General features: G+C 63.1%; 8 protein-coding genes. 2 read left to right on the forward strand and 6 right to left on the reverse strand.

Going from position 1 to position 22,067, the window contains the following annotated elements; all coding sequences use genetic code 11:
* Positions 1 to 9 precede the first annotated feature (9 nt).
* Both OKA05_RS14460 and OKA05_RS14465 read left to right on the forward strand, forming a co-directional pair.
* Positions 10 to 861, forward strand: coding sequence for a class I SAM-dependent methyltransferase (locus tag OKA05_RS14460; RefSeq protein WP_343226966.1), 852 nt, complete (start codon positions 10 to 12; stop codon positions 859 to 861).
* Positions 862 to 928: 67 nt separating this feature from the next.
* Complete coding sequence (locus OKA05_RS14465; RefSeq protein ID WP_264487874.1) at positions 929 to 1,495, forward strand: ribonuclease H-like domain-containing protein; 567 nt, start codon at positions 929 to 931, stop codon at positions 1,493 to 1,495.
* Between the two features lie 258 nt (positions 1,496 to 1,753).
* Here the strand turns inward: OKA05_RS14465 and OKA05_RS14470 are convergent, their stop codons facing one another.
* From OKA05_RS14470 to OKA05_RS14495, 6 genes are all read right to left on the reverse strand, one after another.
* Positions 1,754 to 6,226: a beta strand repeat-containing protein gene (locus OKA05_RS14470; protein WP_264487875.1), complete on the reverse strand. Its 4,473-nt coding sequence runs from the start codon at positions 6,224 to 6,226 to the stop codon at positions 1,754 to 1,756.
* Between the two features lie 518 nt (positions 6,227 to 6,744).
* On the reverse strand, positions 6,745 to 8,244 hold the full coding sequence (locus tag OKA05_RS14475; protein WP_264487876.1) for an FAD-dependent oxidoreductase: 1,500 nt from the start codon (positions 8,242 to 8,244) through the stop codon (positions 6,745 to 6,747).
* 178 nt (positions 8,245 to 8,422) lie between these two features.
* Entirely contained in the window at positions 8,423 to 13,375 is a 4,953-nt protein-coding gene (locus tag OKA05_RS14480) for a beta strand repeat-containing protein (protein ID WP_264487877.1), read from the reverse strand.
* Between the two features lie 673 nt (positions 13,376 to 14,048).
* On the reverse strand, positions 14,049 to 19,517 hold the full coding sequence (locus OKA05_RS14485; RefSeq protein WP_264487878.1) for a beta strand repeat-containing protein: 5,469 nt from the start codon (positions 19,515 to 19,517) through the stop codon (positions 14,049 to 14,051).
* 589 nt (positions 19,518 to 20,106) lie between these two features.
* The gene (locus OKA05_RS14490) at positions 20,107 to 20,640 is read right to left on the reverse strand and encodes a flavoprotein (protein WP_264487879.1); all 534 of its coding nucleotides are present in this window, start codon (positions 20,638 to 20,640) and stop codon (positions 20,107 to 20,109) included.
* A 158-nt stretch (positions 20,641 to 20,798) separates the two neighbouring features.
* Entirely contained in the window at positions 20,799 to 22,067 is a 1,269-nt protein-coding gene (locus tag OKA05_RS14495; RefSeq protein ID WP_264487880.1) for a Gfo/Idh/MocA family oxidoreductase, read from the reverse strand.

Genomic DNA, 22,067 nt, shown 5'->3' on the forward strand with positions numbered 1-22,067 from the left:
GCTGCGGTGATCCGTCCCGATTTCCATGAAGCCAATCGCCTGTCGTGGAATGCGGCCACCGTGGCGCACAACCGCCACAAGCCGGACCAAGCCGGATTCCTGCGCGGTGGCGGCAGCACCTTGTTCCCGGAAGAAACCGGCCTGTTAGGCACGGTGCAGGGAAAAACGGTGCTGCACCTCCTGTGCAATTCCGGCCAAGACACCCTCGGCATCGCCGCCCTCGGCGCAGAGGTCACCGGCGTGGACATCAGCGACGAGGCGATCGCTTTCGCGACCCGGCTGTCCGAAGAATCCGGCATCGCCGCCACCTTCGAGCGCTCGGACGTTTACCCATGGCTGGAAGCAGCCGTGAACGCAGGACGCCGCTTCGACACGGTGTTTTGCTCCTACGGCGCGCTGTGCTGGCTCTCGGACCTCGGCACCTTCTTGCGAGGCGTGGCTGGCGTCCTGAATCCCGGCGGACGTTTCGTGTGCGTCGAGTTTCACCCGGTCGCGATGATCTTCGATGAGCAGGGCGAACCGAAATACGACTACCGCATGGCCGAGCCGCTGGCATGGGACGACGGCATCCGCGACTACGTGGCCGATTCCTGCGGCGGCCTCACCCCGTCGGGACCGGTCGCGCCCGCCGAACCCTTCAACAATCCGCACCCCTGCTACGAATTCCAGCGCGGGTTAGGCGACATTCTCGGTGCGGTGATCCTAGCCGGGCTGACCCTGCGGGAATTCCACGAGTACGAGTTCACCAACGGCTGGAAGCCCTTCGCGGAAATGAAGTCCCTCCCCGGCCGACGGTGGACCTCGCCGGACGGCAAGCCCTCGATTCCGCTGATGTTCGGCTTGGTGGCCGAGAGAGCCTGAACCGCCGTCTCCTCCCAGCATGCCTCAAGGGTTGCGGGACTCGCGGCACGCCGCCTAGGCTCCGCCCGTGTCCGGCAAGAACATCGTCTATTTCGACCTCGAAACCCAGCGCAGCTTCGGCGACGTGGGCGGCTCCGCCCATAAGGACAAGATGGGCATTTCCGTGGCCGTGACCTACAGCACCACCCGCGGCGGCTACCGGATCTACGGCGAACACGACATCAACGAGTTGGTCGATGAGCTGGTGCGCGCCGACCTCGTCGTCGGCTGGAACCACGTCGAGTTCGATTACCCCGTCCTGCAGGGCTACACGATTTACGACCTGCCGGCCCAGACCGTGAATCTGGACATGATGCTGGCGCTGCAGGAGACGCTCGGCTTCCGCATGAAGCTCGATGCCGCGGCGTCCGCTTCACTCGGCACCGGCAAATCCGCCGACGGCCTCGACGCCCTCAAGTGGTGGCAGGAACACAAGAAGACCGGCAGCTTCGAGCCGCTGATGAAAATCGCCGAGTACTGCGCCTTCGACGTGAAAGTGACCAAGTGCGTCCACGAATACGCGCTCGCGAACGGCCACATCAAGTATCACGACCGCGGCGGCCAGCTTCAGGAGGTCACCGTCGGCTGGACGTAAAAAACGGGCCGGACGAGCCCACGGGAATCGGCTCAACCGACCACGCCGAGCATTCCCAGCACGCCCCACACTGCCCAGCAGAAGAAGGCGATGAGGCAGACGATGAAGATCTTCACGGTGACGTCGATCTGCTTGGTCGTATACATGGCGGGCGGGTTCTAGGGCCGGAACCCCGGGGTGCCAAGGCGGAAAAAGCCCCGGCCGCACGAGGCGACCGGGGCTCTGAAGCCAAGAACCTTGGGAATTGGCCGGATCAGATCAGGGAGCGTCCTGAATCTCGATGTCGAGGAAGCCCCTCGGGCCCCGCGCCGGGATCGCTCCAGTCAGGCGGAAGGTCCGGTAGCCCCACTTGGTGGGATCGCTGAGCCCTGGCATGTTGGGATTGCTCGTGCTGGGCGCGATCTCGGTGACGCCCTGGTTATAGTTCACGAGGTCGTTCGAGCCCCGGATCAGGTAAACCACGTCATCCGCCACCACCGTCGCATCCGCTCCCGGACCCGGGGTGTTATCGAAGATCGCACCCACACGCACCGGCAGGGTGATCACCAGCGCCTGCTGGCCACCCACCGTTTCGATCCGCGAGCGGACCTTGCCGGTGGCATTGCCGTTGGCCGGATTGCCATCGAGGGCGAATTCCTCGAGATTGGTCACTCCATCGCTATCCGGATCCTGGGCGGCGCCGGTCTGGCCATTCACCGCGAAGCCGTTGATCCACGACTGGAAGGGCGTGGCCGTCGGCGGCGTGATGGTGATGCTGTTCGCATTGTAGGTCACGTTCACCCCGGCCGGCACCGACGCGAACGGTCCGGTGACCGAGCCCGCGGTGGCGATGGTGTAGGATGGAAGAGCCCCGGGCCCCGCAAGGTTCACCTGCAAGGCCACCCCGGTCACATTGAGGTTCCCCGTGGTAGCCAGGAGCCCGTTGTCGGCGGTCTGGCTGTCGTCGATGTTCACGAGGAATTTCGAGCCGGAGCTGAAGGTGACTCCACCATTCGCCGTGAGCGTGCCAGTCACTGCACCCGGCTCGATGCCCGCCCCCGTCTGCACGACCAGCGGTCCCGCAATGGTGGTGGTGCCGCCGAGGTTACCCCCGCTGACGGTCGTAGCCCCGGTGTAGGTGTTCACGCCGCTCAGGCGCAGCGTGCCGGCTCCCGACTTGGTCAGGCCACCACCCGCGGTGGTGCCGACCAGCAGTGGCTGGTTGATGGCGATGTTCTGGCCGTTGCTATCGATGCGGGCGCCACCGGCATTCACCAGGGCGTTGTCCACGCCGGCCATGAAGTCGGGATTGGCCCCGGCACCCGCACGAAGCAGGCCGCCGTTGAAGTTGAAGGTGCTGGTTCCGCTGTTTCCGAAGACCCGTTTTCCAGTGAGCGTGCCGCCATTCAGATTCACCGTGCCGACCCCGCTGGCATCCTGACCGAGGACCACGCCATTGGCGCTGCCCGCGGTGACTGCTGCGGTGCCGGAGATATTCAGCGTGCCGTCCCCCGCGAGGCCCACGAAGAAGTTCGAAGCCGCATTGGTCTGATCCACCGTCGCGGATCCGGAGACGGTGAGGGTGCCCACCCGGGTGCCGTTTCGCCCGATGTAAAGGTTCGCCCCCATCGCAAGCGAACCCGTGTCCTGCACGGTCACCAGGGCCGGGACAGCTCCGTTCTCATTGACCGACAAGTCGTCGGAGTTGTTGAACGAGCCGTCGCCCTTGATGGTCATCGTGCCGCCGCCGTTGAAGCCGACGGAGACATACGTGTTGCCTTGGAAACTGCCGGACCCGTCGATGGTCACGACACCCGCGGAATCCACCCCCGGCCCGACAAGCAGCGCGCCATTCGAAGTGTAGGTGGACGTGCCCACCACATTCAGAGAGCCCTGCGACCCACCGCCGCCGGCAACTTCCGTCAGACCGGAGGACATGGTGGAGCTCCCGCTCAAGTTCACCGCTCCCCGGGTGCCGTTCTTGCCGATGAAGACCGGGCCGATGGAGGTGACCGCGGCGCTGTTCTCAAGGGTCAGCGTGCCATTGGAAGTGCCAGTGTCCCCAATGTTGAAGTCTCCGCCGTCGGAGATGAGACTGCCGCTATTGCGGACGGTCACCGTGGCAACGCTGTCGTTGCTATTGCCGATCGACAGCCAGCCGGTGGCGCTCTTGTGAATTCTCGCCGAATCCTGGATCAGGACGCTTGGTGTAGAGCCCACGCCGAAGCCGACTTGGAAGCGGTTCAGGTTGAGGATCGCATTTCCGGCGACCGTGAGCGCCGTGGTGGCGCCATTCGCGACTCCTATCTGGGTGTTTCCGATGACGTTCGCCGTCTGGCCCACTCCATTGATTGTGAGCCCTTTACCGTCGATCACCAGCGATGCCGGCTCGGCATCCTGCGGACCATTTGCCAACGAGATCACTCCACCGTGGCTCAAGGTCAGGACACCCGCGCCGGAAAGGCGGAACTTGCCTGCCGTCGCGGTCACCGGACCGCTCATGGTCACGTTGCTCGCGATCACCAGTTCGCTCGGCGTGGTGTTTGTCGGGGCGTTGATATCAAAGCCACGGGTGACCGAGACAGCAGGACCCGTGTAGTTGAGCGTGCCCCCCGCCAGCACCAGGTTCCCCGCGCCCAAGGGGCTGGGGCTGCCGGCATTGCCCAACAGTCCGACCGAGACGACACCCTCTTCAATTGTCACCGGACCGGTGAAGTCATTGAGAAGGTTGCCAATGGTGAGCCCGCCGAAGCCGCGCTTGATGAGGCCGGTGGTGCCGCTGATCTTGCCGGTGCCCGTGAGCGTGAAGTCGTCGAGGTCGTTGTCAAAGATCACCCCGCCGGCACCCGGCGAGACAGTCGAATTGAGGATGACGTCGTAGGTCACCGGGCTCGTGACAAGATCCTCGAAGACTGCAGGATCCCCGTTCATGTAAGTGGTTGGTCCGCCCGTGTAGAGGTTCTGCCAGCTCGCCGTCGTGGTGTTCCAGACGCCGCCACCCGAGCCGATCCAGTAGGGCGCGTTCACCCGGGCGATGTTCAGGGAGATGACCGAGCCGCTGTCCACGATCGGAGTGCCCGCGGTCAGCGTCACGCCGAGCGGGAGTTTTCCGGGAACAAACGTGCCCGTGCCGGGCTTCGAGGTGTAGGCGACCACCGGGAACTGGCCGACAGCCGGCTGGTCATCGATCAAGTTGATCGCGATCTGGCCGGTCCGGGTGAGCGGCCCGTTGACCTTGATCGGAGCAGCGGTGGGATTCCCCGTGACACCTGTCGCAGCGGTGACAGCAAGCGCGCCATTGGTCAGCGTGAGCGAGGACATCTGCAGCACGCCGGCATCGATGGCCTGCACCGCTCCCAAGGTGGCATCGGTCGCCGTGAAAGCGCCGCCGCCGGTCGAGTCCGTGCTCACATTGAGCGTACCACCGGTGACGGTGGATGCTCCGATGAAGTCGTTCGCCCCACCGAGGGACAAGGTGCCTGCACCGCTCTTCAAGACACCGCCCGCACCGGAAAGTACCGCCGGAACCCCCACGTCGAAGCCATTGGAGTCGATCCGCAAGCCACCCGCCGCGACGTTCAGGACATTGACATCAGCAATGAAAGCACTGTTTGGCGCGGTGGCGACGATCTGGCTGCCATTGAAGTTGATGGTTCCGACCCCGCCGTCGGCTTCGGTGCCACCACCGGTGGCGGACGCCCTCTTGCCGGTGATGCGGCCGGTCCGCAGCGTTCCGCCGTTGAGTTCAAGCGTGCCGGTGCCTTCCGGCCCCACGGACATGATCGGAGTATTGAAAATCGCGGAACCGCCCAAGGTAAGCTTGGAGCCGTTGGCACCGCTACCTTCCGCGATCCACGTGACCGGGGACACGTTCACCGTGCCGCCCGTCATTGTCATTTCCCCCACCCCGCTGGAACCTACGATGAAGGCTTCGGCTCCCCCATTCCGGTTCCAGGTGCCGCCGCTCATCTCGACCGTGCCAGTGCCACCTTCGCGACCGATGGCCATCCAGGAATTCGAGTTGAGGGTTCCTCCCGACATCCTGAGTTTGCCGACGCCTCCGCCACCTTGGCCGAACCAGGTCTGACCGCCCACATTGATGGTGCCGTTGTCGAAGTTGAGCGTGCCACCGGTGCCGCTGCCATTGCCGACGACGAGTTCCTCGCTCATCCCAATGGTTCCGGAAGTGTTCACGTTCGCGGTCCCCGCCGCAGCGCCGGTACCTTCGCCCCCCACGTAAAGCCGGAAGCCAGCTTGAAAGCTAGCGCTCCCCAAGCCAAAGCCAGTGAACGTGCCACCTGACGCCGCGGTGTTGGCGATATTGAGCGTTCCGGAACCGCCGTTGTCACCCACCACCGCCCAACCGGCTCCGATGAGGGTTCCCGCCCGGATATCGAGCCGGCCGGTCGTGAGGTCATTCACACCCACCTTGACGTCACGCACACTGGCTGCCGGGCTGGCAGTCAGAATCGGATAAGCCGGGTCGATATCGTTGACGATGGCATCATCGTAATTTTCACCGGTCGGTGCCCCATTGGGATTGGCGGGAACGCGTCCTTCACTCCAGTTGCCAGCGGTATTCCAGTCAGTGGAGCCGGGGGGAGTGTCGCTATCCCAGAAATTGCCCACCGCAAGGGCGGGAGCGCCAAGCATGGCGGAGCCAGCAAGCAGGCTGGCGAACCAGCGGGCGTTGTGCGAAGCAGTCGCGGACAAAGATGCCCGCGTGGTCAGGATTGAGGTCGGGTTCGTCATGGGTTTCTCGGGATTTGCGGGACCCACCGCCATCATTGATGCCGACGGGTCTCTACGGGTTTCGCGACCGCCAGGCTGGCGGGTGCGTTTGATCTATCAATTTGGGTTCTCCCGTGTCTGAAATGCGTTTGGCATGTCAACTTGGGGTGGGCGACCCTCAGGTTGATGCACCCATTTGCAAACGAGTTTTGAAATTCCCCGGGGCAATACCGTCACGCGAGGTCAACAACCTGTTTCAATCACCCCCCGGCAGTCTTCGAAGATGGCTTGTATCCTCTGGTTTAAGTCCATTTCGAGGAGTCCGATCCCGTTAGCCCGATAACCTGCGGCTCTTACGTAAACTGCTAGACCAAAGGAAGACAGTCAGCCACTCGGAGCCGCGAACGACGGCTATTCGAAGGCGGAGCCGAACCCACCTTTCTTCCGCGCCTCCTCCTTGACTTGGATCCCGACCGACGAAAAAGCCACCAGGCAGAATCGCCTGATGGCTGTGAATCATCCCTTCCCGACCCGGTCGGTCAGGCTGGCTTCTCGGCGTTCCACTGCCAGCCGGGATGGCGCACGTAGTAGAGTGCTTCCTTCACATCGATCCCCTGCTTCGCCTTGTTGGTATTGGCCTGGCGATGAGCCTCCCAGATCGCCTTCTCCTGCGGCGAGGCGGCGTGGCGCTTCCGGTAGGGGGCGCGGTTTCCCACCAGCATCACGAAGTAGCCCTCGATGCCGAAGTCATTCTGGCTGGACCCCATCCGGTAGCGGCAGAAACCGGTGGGACCATTCTCTTCATAGAACTCTAACAACGCGCCGATGCCGGACAGGTCGGTGTCCGCCCGGCAATGCTTCCAGAAGGGCGTGTCCAGGGCCGTGTTCAGCTTGTAGTGCAGGCCCAGGAAGTCGCGGATGTCGTGCCAGCCTTGGGACACCAGCTCGTTGTAAAGATCGCGCATCGAGGGCGTGGGATCCAACTCCGAGTGCAGCAGGAAATCGACAAAGGTCTGGCAGTGCGAGCAGACGACCATCAGCGCCGTGGCTTCCAGCGGCTCGACGAAGCCGCCGGAGTTTCCCACGGCAATGACGTTGTCGACCCACAGCCGCTTGTAGCAGCCGCTGCGGAATTTCACGATCCGCGGTGCCTCGGGAACCTTCGGGTTCTTGCGCTTGAATTCGGCGGCCGCCTCGTCGTCGGAGATGGCCTGCGATGAATACACGTAGCCACGGTTGACGTGGTGCTCGTGCTCGATCTGCCAGCTCCATCCCGCATCCATTTGCTCCGCCGTGGTGTACGGCAGGATCGGCTCGCTCTCGCTGCGCTCCCAGCCGCCGACGACGGCGCGATCGCAGAACAGCGTCTTGTCGAAGCTCTCGAACGGCTCTTCCAGCACCTTCCCTAACAGCTCACTGCGGAAGCCGCTGGCATCGATGAAAAAGTCCGCCTCCAACTTGCGCCCGTCTTCAAGGTGAACGGCGGTGATCCCTTGCGGGCCGCGGTCCGCCCCGGTCACGCGACCGTCGATGACCTCGACGCCGGCCTCGCGCGCGACGACCTCGAGAATCTCGACGAACTTCGCGTTCTCGATGTGGAAGGCATGCCACGCCTGGATGTCCGGCGCACCGCTCGGCTGGCGCGGAAAGGCCTTGTCCTGCCGCATCAATGCCGAGGTGATGTCGACCGAGGAAAACTCCTCGTCGCAGTAGAAGCCGTTCGGCCTCGGCAAGTCGGACCAGTGGGCATCAAGCTGCGGCGCGAAGGTGTAGTCGAAGCGCCCGCGCTCGCCCCACAGGAAGCGGATGCCGAGCTTCCACGTCGGCTCGGCGAGCTCGTAGAAGTGCTTTCGCGAAATCCCGAGGTAGTCGAAGATGTGCCGTGGGAAATTCGGCGTCGTCCCTTCGCCCACGCCGATCACGCCGATATCCGGGCTGCGGACGATGCGCACGTTGAGCTGCGGGATTTTTCTTTTGACGGAGAGGGCGGCGATCAAGCCAGCACTGCCGGCTCCGAGGACGAGAACGTCTTGGATCATGAAAAAGTAGGTTTTTTTGTCGAGACACGGCGTGGCCGTGGGAAGGGAATCTAGAACAAGCCCCAACAATCGCAATCGCGCGACTGCGCTCAAGCGACGGATGGGTCATGCCGTCAGGGCCGAAAGAAGCCCCGGCCGCTCGAAGCGACCGGGGCTTGGGATTTAGTCAATCACGAGCTCAGGGAGCATCCTGGATCTCGATGTCGAGGAAGCCCCTCGGGCCTCGCGCCGGGACCACACCGCTCAGACGGAAGGTGCGGTACTCCCACTTGCTCGGATCGCTGAGCGCCGGCATGGTCGGATTGGCGGCACTGACGGGGATCTCGGTGACGATCTGGTTGTAGCTCAACAGGTCATTCGAGCCCCGGATCAGGTAGACCACATCGTCCGCGACCACCGTGGCGTCAGCCCCGGGACCCGGGGTGTTGTCGAAGGTGGCTCCGACACGCACCGGCAGGGTGATGACGAGCGCTTGCTCGGCACCCACGAGTTCGATCCGTGAGCGGACCTTGCCGGTGGAAGCACCCGTGGACGGGTTGCCATCCAGCGCGAACTCTTCAAGGTTGGTCAGGCCATCCTTGTCGAAGTCATCGGTCTTGCCGGTCAAGCCGCCGACTGCGAAGTCGTCGATCCAATCCGCGAAGGAATCGACCCCACCGACATTCAGGATACCGGTGCCGGTGATGCGTGCGGTCACGTTGGTTGCTCCCGAGCCAGGCGCACCCCAGGTGCCGGTTGCCTGAGGAACGCCGTCGATGCTGAATCCGGCGACGACATCGCTGCCCGCGAAATTCAGGTTTAGGATCGCGCTGCCGGTGGCAGATACATCCACGACGCTCGTATTGGCCAAGGTGGCGGTGCTCAGGGAGAGCGTGCCCGCGGTGACGGTCGTGGTGCCCGTGTAGGTGTTGGCACCGCTCAGCACCAAGGTCCCCGCGCCCGACTTGGTCAGGCCTCCGCCCGTCGAGACGGGGTCCGTCAGCAATGGCACCGAGATGGTGACGGCTTCGCCGTTGCTGTCGATAAGCGCGCCACCCGCCTTCACGAAGGAGTTGTCCACCCCGCTCATGAAGGCTGGGGTGGCACCCGTGGCCGCCCTGAGCAGGCCGCCGTTGAAGTTGAAGGTGCTGTTGCCGGCGTTGCCGAAGATCCGCTTCGCCGTGAGCGTGCCTCCGTCCAGATTCACCGTGCCGGTTCCGTCGCCAATCTGACCGAGGACCACGCCATTGTTACTGGCCGCAGTGACCGTGGCACTTCCTTGGATATTCAGGGTACCGTTGCCCGACTGCCCCACGTTGAAGGCAGCGGCGGCATTGGTCTGATTCACTTCTCCGCCGGTTCCCGAAACCGTGAGGGTGCCCACCCGGCCGCCATTCCGCCCGACGTAGAGGTTTCCTCCCACCGTCAGCGAGCCGGTGTCCTGCACGGTCACGGTGACGGGAGCATCCCCGTTCTCATTGACCGAGAAGTCATCGTTGTTGGCGAAGGAGCCGTCGCCCTTGACCGTCATGGTGCCGGTCCCGTTGAAGCCAACGGAGACAAACGAGTTCACCTGGATTTTGCCGGAGCCATCCACGGTCACGAAGCCCTTCGATGCCGCTCCGAATCCGACCAGAAATTGGTTGGTGGAGAGATACTCCGCACTTCCTGCGACCGTGAGCGTTCCTTCGGAAGTAGCCCCGCCACCACTGACTTGGGTAAAGCCGGTGGTCGACATGTTGGAGGTTCCGCTCATGTCGATGGTGCCCTTCGACGAGTTCTTGCCGATGAACACATTGCTAGCCAGGGTCACCGTGGCGTCGGCGTTGATGTCGAGCAGACCTACGGCGGAGCCGACGTCGCCGACATTGAAATCGCCGCCGGGAGTGGTGAACTGCGAGGTGCCATTCATGGTGAGTGTGCCTGCGCCTTCACCGCCGATCGCGACGTGGGATCCGGCCCCCGCGGTCTTGATGACTTTGCTCGAATCGCTCAATGTCAGGTTCCCGGTGCTCGTGCTGCCGAGACGTCCCAGGATGAACACTCCACCCGCATTGTATTGCGAGTTGTTGCTCATCGTCATCGTGGTGGTGGAACCTTGGCTTTCGCCCAGATAGGTAACTCCGCCGGAAGTGATCGTGGAGTTGTTCACCGTGACGAACTGCTCGCTCAGGTTGTTGGTATTCCCGTTGGCAAAGCCGGTACTGAAGCCGCCCACGTTCAACGTCGAGTTCGTGACCGTCAGGTTGCTCACCCCGTCGTCGCCGTTGCCACGACCGATGGCGATGAAGTTGCCGATGGTGACCGCCGTATTCGACAGCGAGAGGTCAGCCAGCCCATTGAACACGGTGGACACGTAGAGGCTCCCCGGAATCGAAACGGTCTGGGCTCCGCCACCGGTCAGGATCAGATCCCCTTCCTGAATTTCGGAATCTTGGCCGCCACCTCCGATCACGTTCGCGCCGTTGAAGGACAAGGTCAGGTTTCCTACCCCGGATTTGACCAGCTTGCCGCCGGTGCTGGTGATCGCGCCTTGGAATTCCACGTCGGCCGCCAAGGCAATGCCGCCGGTGCCGGTGATGGAGAAGCCCTGGTCAGTGACTTGTCCGGCGCCGGTGTAGTCAAGCGTGCCACCGGCGAGAACCAGACTGCCCTTGCCCAGCGGCGCCGTCGGACTGGCGGAGCTGGCGAGCTTGGCCACTGACACCGATCCGCCGCTCAAGGTGGTCGTGCCGGTGTAGTCGTTTTCCGTGGCGATCACCACGGTGCCCGAGTTGGTCTTGGTCAAGGTCGTGCTACCCGAGATCTTGCCCGAGCCCGACAAGCCATAGGTGTTGGCGTTGTCGAATCTCACCCCGCTTCCGCCGGGCAGGACGGTGCTGTTCAGCAGCACCTCCGACGTGCCGACCACACGGTCGTCGAAGAGCGCCGGGTCACCGTTCTGGAAGTTCTTGGTCACTTCGGTGTAGTCTTCGAACCAGTCACCATCCGGGGTGACCGCATCGGCCTCCGAGAGCCAGACGCCGTTTCCTTCTCCCTTCCAGTAGGGAGAGTTCACGCGGGTGACGTCGAGGGAGACGAGGTTCGTCCCGTTGTCCACCACGGTGGCGATGACACCGACGGGCACGCTGCCCAGAACGGTATTGAAACTTCCACTGCCGCCTTTCGGTCCCACGTAGGAGATCAAGGGAACAGATCCCACGACGGGAGCCGTATCGACAAGATTGATGGAGACCGGACCCCCGACTGTGAGACCGGTCGTCGCAAGCACCGGGGCGGTAGGCAAGCCCGCGTGGTTTCCAAGGTCGATGTCCAGCGTGGTCGCGGCCGAGGTGCCCAAGGTGGTGTTGGTTGCCACAAGCGAAACGGCAGGACCGGTTTGGGTGATTCCCAAGGTGCCGCCGTTCGCCACCACGTAGTTGCCGCTGCCGGTGGCCGCGGTTGTGACTGCCAGCTTGCCGGCATTCACGGTGTTGGTGCCGGGCAGCGCGTTGGTGCCGGTGAAGGCCAGCGTGCCGGCATTCACGGTATTGTTGCCGTTGAAGGTGGTGGTGCCCGATAGAGTGAGGCTGCCAGCACCCAGCTTGGTGACGCCGCCGCCGGTGCCGCCAATGGTGTGGCCGGTGCTCAGCGTGAAATTATTGGTGTCGATCAACATGCCGCCCGCATTGATCTGCACGGTGTTCACGTCATTGATGAACGCGGCATCGTTCGCCGTGGCGATGATCCGGGAGCCATTGAATTTAATCGTGCCGTTGCCGGAATTCGCCCCGTCGTTTTCGTTGCGTTTGCCGCCGAAACGGTGGGTCCGCACGGTGCCGCCATCCAGATTGAGCGTGGCATTCGGGCTTTCCGGTCCGACCGAGATGTAGGGGCTGCGGTATTCCGGGCCAGCGGGATAGGTGGTGGCACCGGAGATCGTCAGTACCGCGGGGCTCGCGCCACTTCCTTCCCCGACCCACGTGAATCCGCCTTGGATATCCACGAGACCGCCCGTCATGTTCATGGTGGCGGGACCGCTTGAACCCACAATGAACTGGGTGCCGCCACCGGTCTTGGTCCAGGTGCCACCGCTCATGTTGACGGTGCCGGTGCCGCCGGAGCGGCCGATGGCAGTCCAGTTGTTCACATTGATCGAGCCACCGGTCATGTTGAGGGTGCCCCCGGCACCGACACCGGTACCGGTGTTGTTTCCGACGTAGAACTGGTTGTTGACGGTGATCGAGGCGGTGCCGGAGAGATTCAGCGTGCCTTTCGAACCGCCGTTGTTGCCGACGCGGAAGGCGCCGTTGTCATTGCCTCCGACCGTGACGTTGATGATGGCGTTGCCGCCGATGGTTGCCTCGCCAGTGGCACCGTTGGCACCAATGATGAAGCCCGAGCTGTCATTCGCGCCCGCTTTGGTCAGAGTGCCACCGGACATGAACAGCTTGCCATTGCAACCGCCACCGTTGCCGATTTCGCACCATCCGGCGGTGGCGTTGATCGTCCCAGCGTCGATATTGACCCTGCCCGTCGCGCTGTTGGTGGCGACTTGGATACCGGATGCTACCGTCAGCGTGCCGGAGGTATTGATGTTGGCCGTGCCATTGCTGCCGGCTCCATCGCCGATCCGGAACTGGCCTTGGACGTTCATATTACCAGTCCCCGGGCCATACCCCGTGTTGTTGAGGCCGGGGCCTACCACGACACCGGTGTCCGCGAGGTTGTAAACGCCGGTACCGGCACCCAATCCGGCATACAGGAAGTTGCCAGAGCCGGTCGAAGCATCACCGGAAATGTGGTCCAGACGTCCGTTCTTGAGGCTACCGGAACCGATAATGATATCCGTGGGAATCGCCAGGATGGCAGACGGAGGCGCTCCGTTGGCGAGGGTTAGAACCGGCCCCGCAACGATGTTGATCAGCGCGTTCTCGTTGGTCGGGTCAACGCCGGTTCTGACCGGGACCCCGAGAGTCCAGTTCGCGTCGATGTTCCAGTTGGTAGGGCCGGCGGGATCGCCTCCTATCCACTCGCTGTTGACGGCAGCCTGGCTGATGGAGCTGCCAAGTACGGTGCTGCCAGCGAGGAGGCCGGCGAACCAGCGGGCGTTGTAACAAGCCGTGGCTGCCAATGAGACACGGGTGATCGGGGTTGGGGTCGGGTTTTTCATTGGGTTAGAGAAGAGAGGGTTGCAGATATGTACACGCCTATCCCATGTGTATGGGTTTACCGTTTGATCGGCCAACGCGAGTTGACTTCCTTGGAAAGGTCCATGGATCGTCGGTTTGGGTTCTTGGGTCTTGGGTTCTTCCGGAACGAGCGTTGCTTCGCTCATTCAGGTAAATTTGGAATACCAAATCCGTTTTCTATTGAAACAAAATTCTTTGGCATCCAAGCCCAATCGCAAATAAATCCTAACAATTCATTTACTATTCGTGAGTTACGACTATAATCCGGCCTTTCCAGCCGGTTTTATGGACCCAGGTTCGCGGATCCCGAGTTCTTCGATTCGTGAAGAGGGCTTCAAAAGATAAGCGTGTTTTTGAATAAGTCCACATTTGCCTGTTCGAGCGCCAAACGGGTTTTCGGGGACCATCAGGTAGTTACTAGATTGTATTTTTACGCCACCTTTCCCGTTTTCGATGGTTGTCATACAGACGGGCCGTTTCGCACGAAACGAAGAGCTTCTGACCGCCGCCAACCATGCGGACGAATCCACGGAGATTCGCGTCGGATCCGCTTGCTCGGAAAACCGCGCTCAAAGCCGAGGCCGAAGAGCACGGGCAAAAAGAAAGCCGCGCCCGCCAAAAGTGGCGGACGCGGCTGAGTGGATACGAGGGCCCTTACGGGTGGGTCGCTACGGCTTGGAGGAAGCCCCTCCCCCCCAGACCTTCCGAAGCATTGAGCCGGAAGGTGTGGAGTTCGTAAGCCGGATCCCCGGACGCCGTCATCAAGACGTGAGTCACCCCGCTGGTGAAGCTCGTCAGATTGAGCGAACCGCGAATCGTGTAAGTCACCCCCCCCACCACGGCGAGCTGGCTGCCATCCGGCTGCCCAGCGAAGCTCGCACCATTCCGGACGGCCACGGTAAGCGTCAGCTCCTTCTGGCTATTGCCATTGGTATCGGCGAGGGCGCTGGTGATCGAACCGCGGGAACTACCGTTGTTCGGATCGCCATTGAAGGCGAACTCGAGCAGATCGAGCGTGCCATCGTTGTCGAGGTCGCCGGTGCCATCGCGCGATTGGCCGCCCAGTTTCGCGGTTTCCCACGCGTCGTCCATGCCGTCGCTGTCACCATCGCCGGAGCCCGAGCCGAAGCTGACTGCGGTGAAGCTTTCGAGCGTGGCGGTCTTGTGGGCGTTCTGGTCGAGGACGTAGATGCCCGCTTGGAGCGTGGCGAGCCCGTCGAGGAAGGCGGGCTGGGCGGTGGGCGTGCAAGGGGTGCCATTGCAGCTCATCGACCACACGCCACCGATGCGCTCGATCACGACAGTCAGGTCGCGGGCGGCCATACCGCCGCTGTTGGTCACTCCGAAGAAGCCATTGGCGTCATTGGCCCCGTTGGTGTTGGTCCCCAGGCCCACGTAGTTTCCGAAGACCACCGCAGCGCGGGTCATGGAAGTGCTGCTGGTGCCCACCCAGGCGCCGATCTGGTCGTAACCGCCGATGACCGGCTGATTCACGTAGTGCGCCCGGACCCGGAAGTCCTGGTTCCCGGTAAAGCCAAGCGATGACAGCGGAAGACCGAGCGCCTCCAGTTGCGCCATGTTCACTTGCCCGTTGATGTCCGAGGACGAGCTGGTGAGCGCCAGCGTGCCGGCGGTGGTGTCCAGATCGAGGTTCGGATCGACGGTCGGGATCGAGGCTCCCGTGCCAGCGAGGCGGCTGGTGAATGGGGTGGCTTGGCCGTCCTTGTCCTGCGGACCGCTGCCGGTGGCCGTCATGCCGTGGAAGACATGCTGGTCGGCCGTGCCATCGCCATTGATGTCCTGGGGCGTCGAGTCGATGTCGGTCGGATCCGAGGTGGCCTCATATTCGGCCAGGTCGTTGAAGCCGTCGGAGTCGGAGTCGCCGGTGCCGTTCTGGGTCAGCAGGGTGGTCGTGCTGAACCAGGTCGTTTCCCAGCGGTCAGGCAGGCCGTCGTTGTCGCCGTCGCCATCCGGATTGCCGGGTACCATCGGATTGTCCGGAGCGGTTTTGGCCGTGAACTCGGCCAGCGAGCTGAAGCCGTCGCCATCCGTGTCGCCGGTGCCATTGTCGGTCAGGTCGCCGATGAAGTTTTCCTCCCAGCCGTCCGACATGCCGTCATTGTCGTCGTCAGGGAACAGGACGTAGGACACCGGGCTGGTGCCTGCGGCGAGTTCCTCTTCATTGGTCGCGTAATCGCCGTCCGGATCGCCGGTGGAGGTTTCATCGAGGTCGGTGAAGTACTCCTCCTCCCACGCGTCGGGCAGGCCGTCGGCATCGGAGTCATTCGGGCTCGACTGCGAGTCGTTGGGATCGCTGAGCGCGATGAGTTCTTCGAGGTTGTCGCTCGAGTCGTTGTCCGGATCATCGCCGGGATCGAATTCCAGGCTTTGGAAGTAGTACTGCTCGAAGGCATCGGGCAGCTTGTCATTGTCGGTGTCGAGCTGGGCGGCATTGTCCGGCCCCTGTTGATAGAGGCCCTGGACAGCCCAGTCGGCAAGGGCTCCGTCCCAGATGCGGACTTCGTCGTAAGTCGCGCTGGCGGTATTGTCGCCAAAGGTCGACAGGCCGAGCGCGGCGATCGGATCACTGAACAGCGCGAGGCTGTTCGCGACCGTGACCGTTCCGCGAGCCGGTCCCATCTCCAGATACGACTCGCCATCATAGGCCGGGGCCGAATACCACTTCACCACGGAACTGCCGGCGACTGGCGCGGGCTCGATGGTCATGACGATGTGATACTTGGTTCCGACGGCGTAGTTGTTGGTGTTGTTCGTCGAGGCCAGCGCGCCGTCGCGCCATTCGACCCGGTCGGTCAATGGGGTCGCCGCCTGGCTCCAGCTCATGAAGAGGTTCTCCGTGGTGCCGCTGTGGAAGTCGAAGATCCGCGACCAGCTCTGGGGCGCGTTCATCGTCGCCCACAGCTCGATGGTCACGGGGGTGTTCCGCGCGGGTAGCAGGTTGGCCCCGAGCTTGACCCACTGGGAATCCGCCTTCACCCCGCCGGCCAGCGTCACGCTGGTGGCGTCCTGGGTCACCACGTTGGTATTGCTGGTGGTGCCGTTCTGAATCGCGGCGTGGCTGGTGCCGACCGAGTCATTGAGGTTACCGGTGAAGCTCCAGCGGTGGAGGGCCTTCGAGAACGCTTGCGAATACGACGAGTCCGTCGGATTCGACCCATACTCGTATTCCTGGAGGTCGGTGAAGAGATCGCTGTCCGAATCGACCGTGCCGTCCTTCGCGGTGATGGTGGTGAAGTAGAGAATCTCCCAGCCATCCGCCATGCCGTCGGTGTCCGTGTCGCTGAAGCTGCCCGCATTCGCCGGCAGGGTGACGGAGGTGAATTCGAACAGGTTCGAATCGAAGTCGCCGTCGTAGTCATCGCTGCCGGTCTGGGCAGCGATGCCCCCGAAATGGGTGACTTCCCAACTGTCGCGAAGCCCGTCGTTGTCGGTGTTGGCCGGGTCGGAGGCGGCATTGTTCGCCGAGGTGCCGGCCAGGAATTCGTCGTAGTTGTTGGTGAAGTCCCCGTCGAGGTTGCCGGTGGCGCCGTTGACCCCGGTAGCTCCATCGGGAAGTGTCCAATCCAGACCATTGGCCTGTTCATAGGCGTCGGACATCCCATCACCATCGGAATCCGAGGAAGTCACATCTACGGTGATCGCGTTGCCGGTGTTGTTGAAGGTATAAGTGTAGCCGACCCGTGGGTTGGTCACCGAGAGGCCAGTGATTCCGGGCGCCAAGGCACTGGTGCTTTGGACGAGCGTGTAGCTGCCCAGCGTGGCGGCATTGGTCGTACCCGTGTCGTAAAGCGTGAAGCCAAGGGCGGCACCGCGGGTGCAGGACCCCGTGACAATCTTGTCGCTGCTGGTGCCGCCGCCGGTTTCGAAGGTCAGAGTGGCACCGCTGGCAAGGGTGAGTGAGGAAACCGTGAGCGTGCCGACGGCCGCCGCGGGATCCGCGACGACCAGTCCGGCCGTCGCGGCCACCGACACCGCATTGGCGGCATGGTTTCCGCCCAGGCCGAGCTTGCCGCCATTCACCGCCATGGGTCCGCTGAAGGTGTCGGCCCCGCCCAAGGTGGTGGTACCGGTGCCGGTGAAGGTCAGGCCACCGCTGGTATTTGCCACCAGTGAGGCGGTCCCGGTGATCGAGCCAGTATTCCCGACGCCGCCGCCTGCGAGTGCGAAGGTCGGCGCCGTGGTGTAGTTGATACCGGGGTTGGTGACGGTGATGCCCGTGAGGGTGCCGCTGGCATCGACATTCGCGACCGCGGTAGCACCGGAGCCGCCACCACCGGTGATGGTGACGACCGGGGTATCGATGAACCCCGCACCGCCGACCGTCAGGCCGGTGGCGCTCACGCCATTGCCGACCGGGGCGAGCAATGGCTGGCTGATGGTGATGGCGTGACCGCCATTGTCGATGGTGCCGCCTCCACTGTAAACGTAGGCACCGGTCAGGCCGGTGAGGAAGGTCGCATTGACCTTGTTCGCTGCGAGGGTGCCCCCGTGGAAGTTGAGCGTGCCGGAGCCGGCACTGCGATACACGGCCGGGGTGGTCACGGTGCCGCCGCGGAGATTCGCGATACCGACGCCGGCGGCCGCGACGCCGAAGCGCAGGCCATTGTTCGTCGCGGCGAAGTTTAGGGCTGCACTGCCCGAGACGTTGAGGATGCCGAGGCCATTCTCGCCAAGCCAGATGCCATTGTCACCCGCGGCGCTCTGGTTGTAGATGGCGGAGCCGGAGAGATTCATCAGCCCGATGCTGTTGGCACCCGCTCCATTGGTGACCGGGCCGGTCATGGAATAGGTGCCGCCGTTCTGGTTGAAGACACCGCGAGCCGTGGCAAGGCCGAGCGCGAGGAAGCCGCCGACGTTCACGGTGCCGCCGCTGATCGAGCAGGCCCCGTAGCCGGTATTGACCATTCCAAGGCCGAGCTGGCGGCGCAGGGTGAGCGATCCGGAGGTCATCTTCACCGTGCCGGCGCTCGTGCCATTGGTGCCGACCGAAAGCGTGGCGCGGTAGACTTCGTCCTGGGTGGCGTTGCCCGCGCGGTTGTTGTAATTCACAGTGGCACCGTTGATCTCCAGGATGCCGTTTTGACCCGCCACCGAACCCACCACCGCGGTATGGCCGGTGCGAACGGCACCGCCCTGCGCCATCGAGCCGAAGGTGCCGGTATTGTTGAGCACCAGCCGTCCGCCCTCGACCTGCACGTTGGAGGTGACGTTGCTGGCGTTGTTCGTCAGGGTCAGCGTTCCGGTCCCGCGTTTTACAAAGCCAAGCAGGCCGGTGCCCCCGCCATTGCGGACGATGCCGTCGAAGGTCTGGGTGCCGGCGATGTTCCAGAACGACCACTTGTCGGCATTGGTGCCGTTTTCAAAGGTGCCGGTGCCGGTCAGGCCGGTGGCGAGGAAGTCTCCCGTGCTGCCAACCGTGCCGCCTTGGATATCCAGCGTGCCGAGGATGTCGGTATTTCCGCCCGCGAGGCGAAGGTAGCCGGCGCCGGTCTTGGTGAGATGCAGCGTGCTGGCGGCACCGTCATTGACCGTGCCATTGACGGTGGTGTTGCCGGAGCCGGCAACCGTCAGGGTCTGGATGCCGCTGGCCGCGCCCGTGACACCATTGGCGACCGTCAGCGTGTTCGCCGTGGGGTTGATCCAGCTCTGGCTGGCAGCCAGCGTGATCGCCACGTTTTGCCCGGCGGTGGCGGAACCGATCGTCACCGCTCCCGCGGCCGGATCGAGATCAATGCCACCCGCCCCAAGCGTGAGGATTTGGTTCACACCGCCGCCCTCGAGCGCCGTGGTCCCGGTGTTGAAAAACACGACCGACTTCGCCGATTGGGCGGCATTCAACGCGACGACGGTGGCTCCATCGATCGGGTCGATGTTGAAGACGGCATCATCCGACGCGCCGGGAACCACGGCGGGATCGGGCGTGGTCGCTCCGGCAGCAGAGGACCAGTTCGCGACGGCATTCCATCCGCCGCCGGCTCCGTCCCAATAGACCGGGGACGTGAGGGCCGCGTGGGCGGAAGATAGCGAGGAAGCCAGGAAGCAACCTAAACCGAAGGCGGTCTCGATGAGGTTGCGGCGGGAATGCGGCAATTGGGGTTTCATTGGGTTGGTTAAGTACGTAACCCCGCCTTGAGGAGAGGCATGAAGTCCCCCTAACAGGCCTGCCGCGGGCACAGTGGTGCCGGCGAAAGGGCGGTCTTCGGGACGCCTTCCAAAAAGGGTCGACGAGGCTTAAAAGTGCCTCACCGGGTCTGCGGGTTTCGGGTTTCGATGGATTTGGGTTGTCGGATCCGATTCCGTTTCCCAACCGCCCTTCGGGTTTGGACGTTGAATGTTGGAGAACCGGTTATCGAACCTTGCCGCAGTCTAAATCGTCCCTTCGAAGAATCTTGTATTCAACGGTTTCGTTTGTGTGGAATTGCGACACTGCCATTTCAAAGATGCTTCTCAATGTGTCACAAGTCACTGCAAAATAGAAGGTTAAACTTAACCCATTCCGCCGTGTTTTTATCAAAAACCGATCAATTGATTTTTTTGGAATCGGCAAAATGGGGATGATTGCGTAGATCAAAGCGTCGCATTCATACCGAAACGAGAGCTTAGCGAAGCGCCCGCTTTTCGAAATGACACCCCCCCCCAGCGGTCCGCTCCGCTCGCACGTCCAAGCGCCCGCAGCTCCTCTAACAATTCCTCAAACGGACGGCAGCACGGCCGCCAGGATCTCGTCGACGGGAGCCATGCGACCGACGCCCTGATAGCCGCAGGCGAGGTCTCCTTCCGCCGGGCCGATGAAGCGACAGCCGTCTTCCCTGAGGCGGGTGACGTTGCGTTGGACGGCCGGGTGCTGCCACATCTTGCCGTTCATCGCCGGCGCGATGACCACCGGCGTGGTGCGCGGCAACGCGAGGTAGATCGACGACAGCGGATCGGGCGCGAGGCCATTGGCAAAGTTCCCGATGACGTCGGCACTGGCGGGCGCGACGAGGAACAGGCCGGCGGAGTCGGCGAGCTCGATGTGCCCGGGCTTCCAGCTCTGCTTTTCATCTTCCAGCGTCACCAGCACGGGGTGGCGGGTGAGCACCTGCAAGGTCAGCGGCGTGATGAACTCGGTGGCCACCCGGGTCATGACCGCGTGGACCTCATGGCCGGCCTTCACAAGCTGCGACGCGAGGTCGGCCGCCTTGTAGGCAGCGATCGAGCCGGTGATGCCGAGGACGATGGTCATGCCGGGATTGGAGCACCGGATGGGAAACTTCCAACTGCGAATGTGGGGCGAGGGCCCTGCCTTTACGTAGGCGCGGTGGTGACACCGCGGAAGCTACCCTCGCAGCCCGCCGTTCAGGTGGCTTCCGCGTTCTCACGAACGCGCCTACGGTTGACTGCTCACACCTCGATCTTCCAAGGCCCGCGCATCGGCTGCTCGATGAGCTTGTTCGCCTCGGAGTCGTCGAACTTCAGCGTCTTCGGATCGAACTTGAGGTTCTTGTTCAAGCGGTGCGCGGTAACGCCGATGTTGACGATGGTGCAGGACCAGAAGCCGTTGCGTTCGTTGAGGGCAAATTTCTTCCGGGTGCGGACGCTCTCGTGGAAGTCGGTGATCTGCGGCTCGGGGTCGGGCAGCGAGGCGAGCTTCTTCTCGAGGTCCGGGATGTCGGTCTGGAAGCCCTTGGTGATCTTGCCCTTCGGCCCCTGGATGTAGGCGGAGTCCTTGAGGCTGTTGTTGCCATCGAGGATGATCTTGCAACCGTCGGCGTAGGTGAACTCGATGCGCCGCCAAGTGCCGATGGCGTCGGCGTCCTGCGGGTCGGCATCGATCTCCACGGAGATCGGCGCGGTGGTGTCCTTGCCGAGGATGTACTGGGCCGGGTCGAGGTAATGCTGGCCCATGTCGCCGAGGCCGCCGCCATCGTAGTCCCAGTAGCCGCGGAATTTCGCGTGCACGCGGTTCGGGTTGTAGGGCTTCTTCGGCGCGGGGCCGAGCCAGAGATCGTAGTCGAGTTCGGCGGGCACCGGCTGCTCGGTCAGGCCTTTCTGGCCGACCCAGGTGCCGAGCTTCCAGTCGAAGCCGGTATGCGCACCCACGGTGATGGTGAGCGGCCAGCCGAGCACGTCGTGCATGGCGGCCTTCTTGATCTGCTTCACCGGCACGCCCATGCCGTAGAAGTTATCCTTGAAGCGGAACCAGGTGTTGAGACGGAAGACGCGCTCATACTTCTCCACCGCCTTCACCATCGCGATGCCCTCGCCGATTGTCCGGCTCATCGGCTTCTCGCACCAGACGTCCTTGCCGGACTTCGCCGCAGCGATCGACATCAGCGCGTGCCAATGCGGCGGGGTGGCGACGTGCACCACGTCGATGTCCTTGCGCTCAAGGATTTCGCGGAAATCCCGGTAGCCCTTCACGCCCTTGGCCTCGCCGCCGACCTGATTCATCCGCTGGGCGAGGTGGCTCTTGTCCACGTCGCAGAGGGCGAGCAGCTTGCCCGGCATCGGCAGGTGGGAGGCGGAAATCCCGCCGCAGCCGATGATGGCCTTGGTGATCTCTTCCGATGGCGGTGTCTGGCCATTCAGGCCAAGCACGCGGCTCGGGACGATCTGGATGGTCGCCAGCGCGGCGAGCGACTTGAGGGTTTGGCGGCGGGTCAGGTTCAT

The organism is Luteolibacter arcticus (assembly GCF_025950235.1).
GTDB lineage: Bacteria > Verrucomicrobiota > Verrucomicrobiia > Verrucomicrobiales > Akkermansiaceae > Haloferula > Haloferula arctica.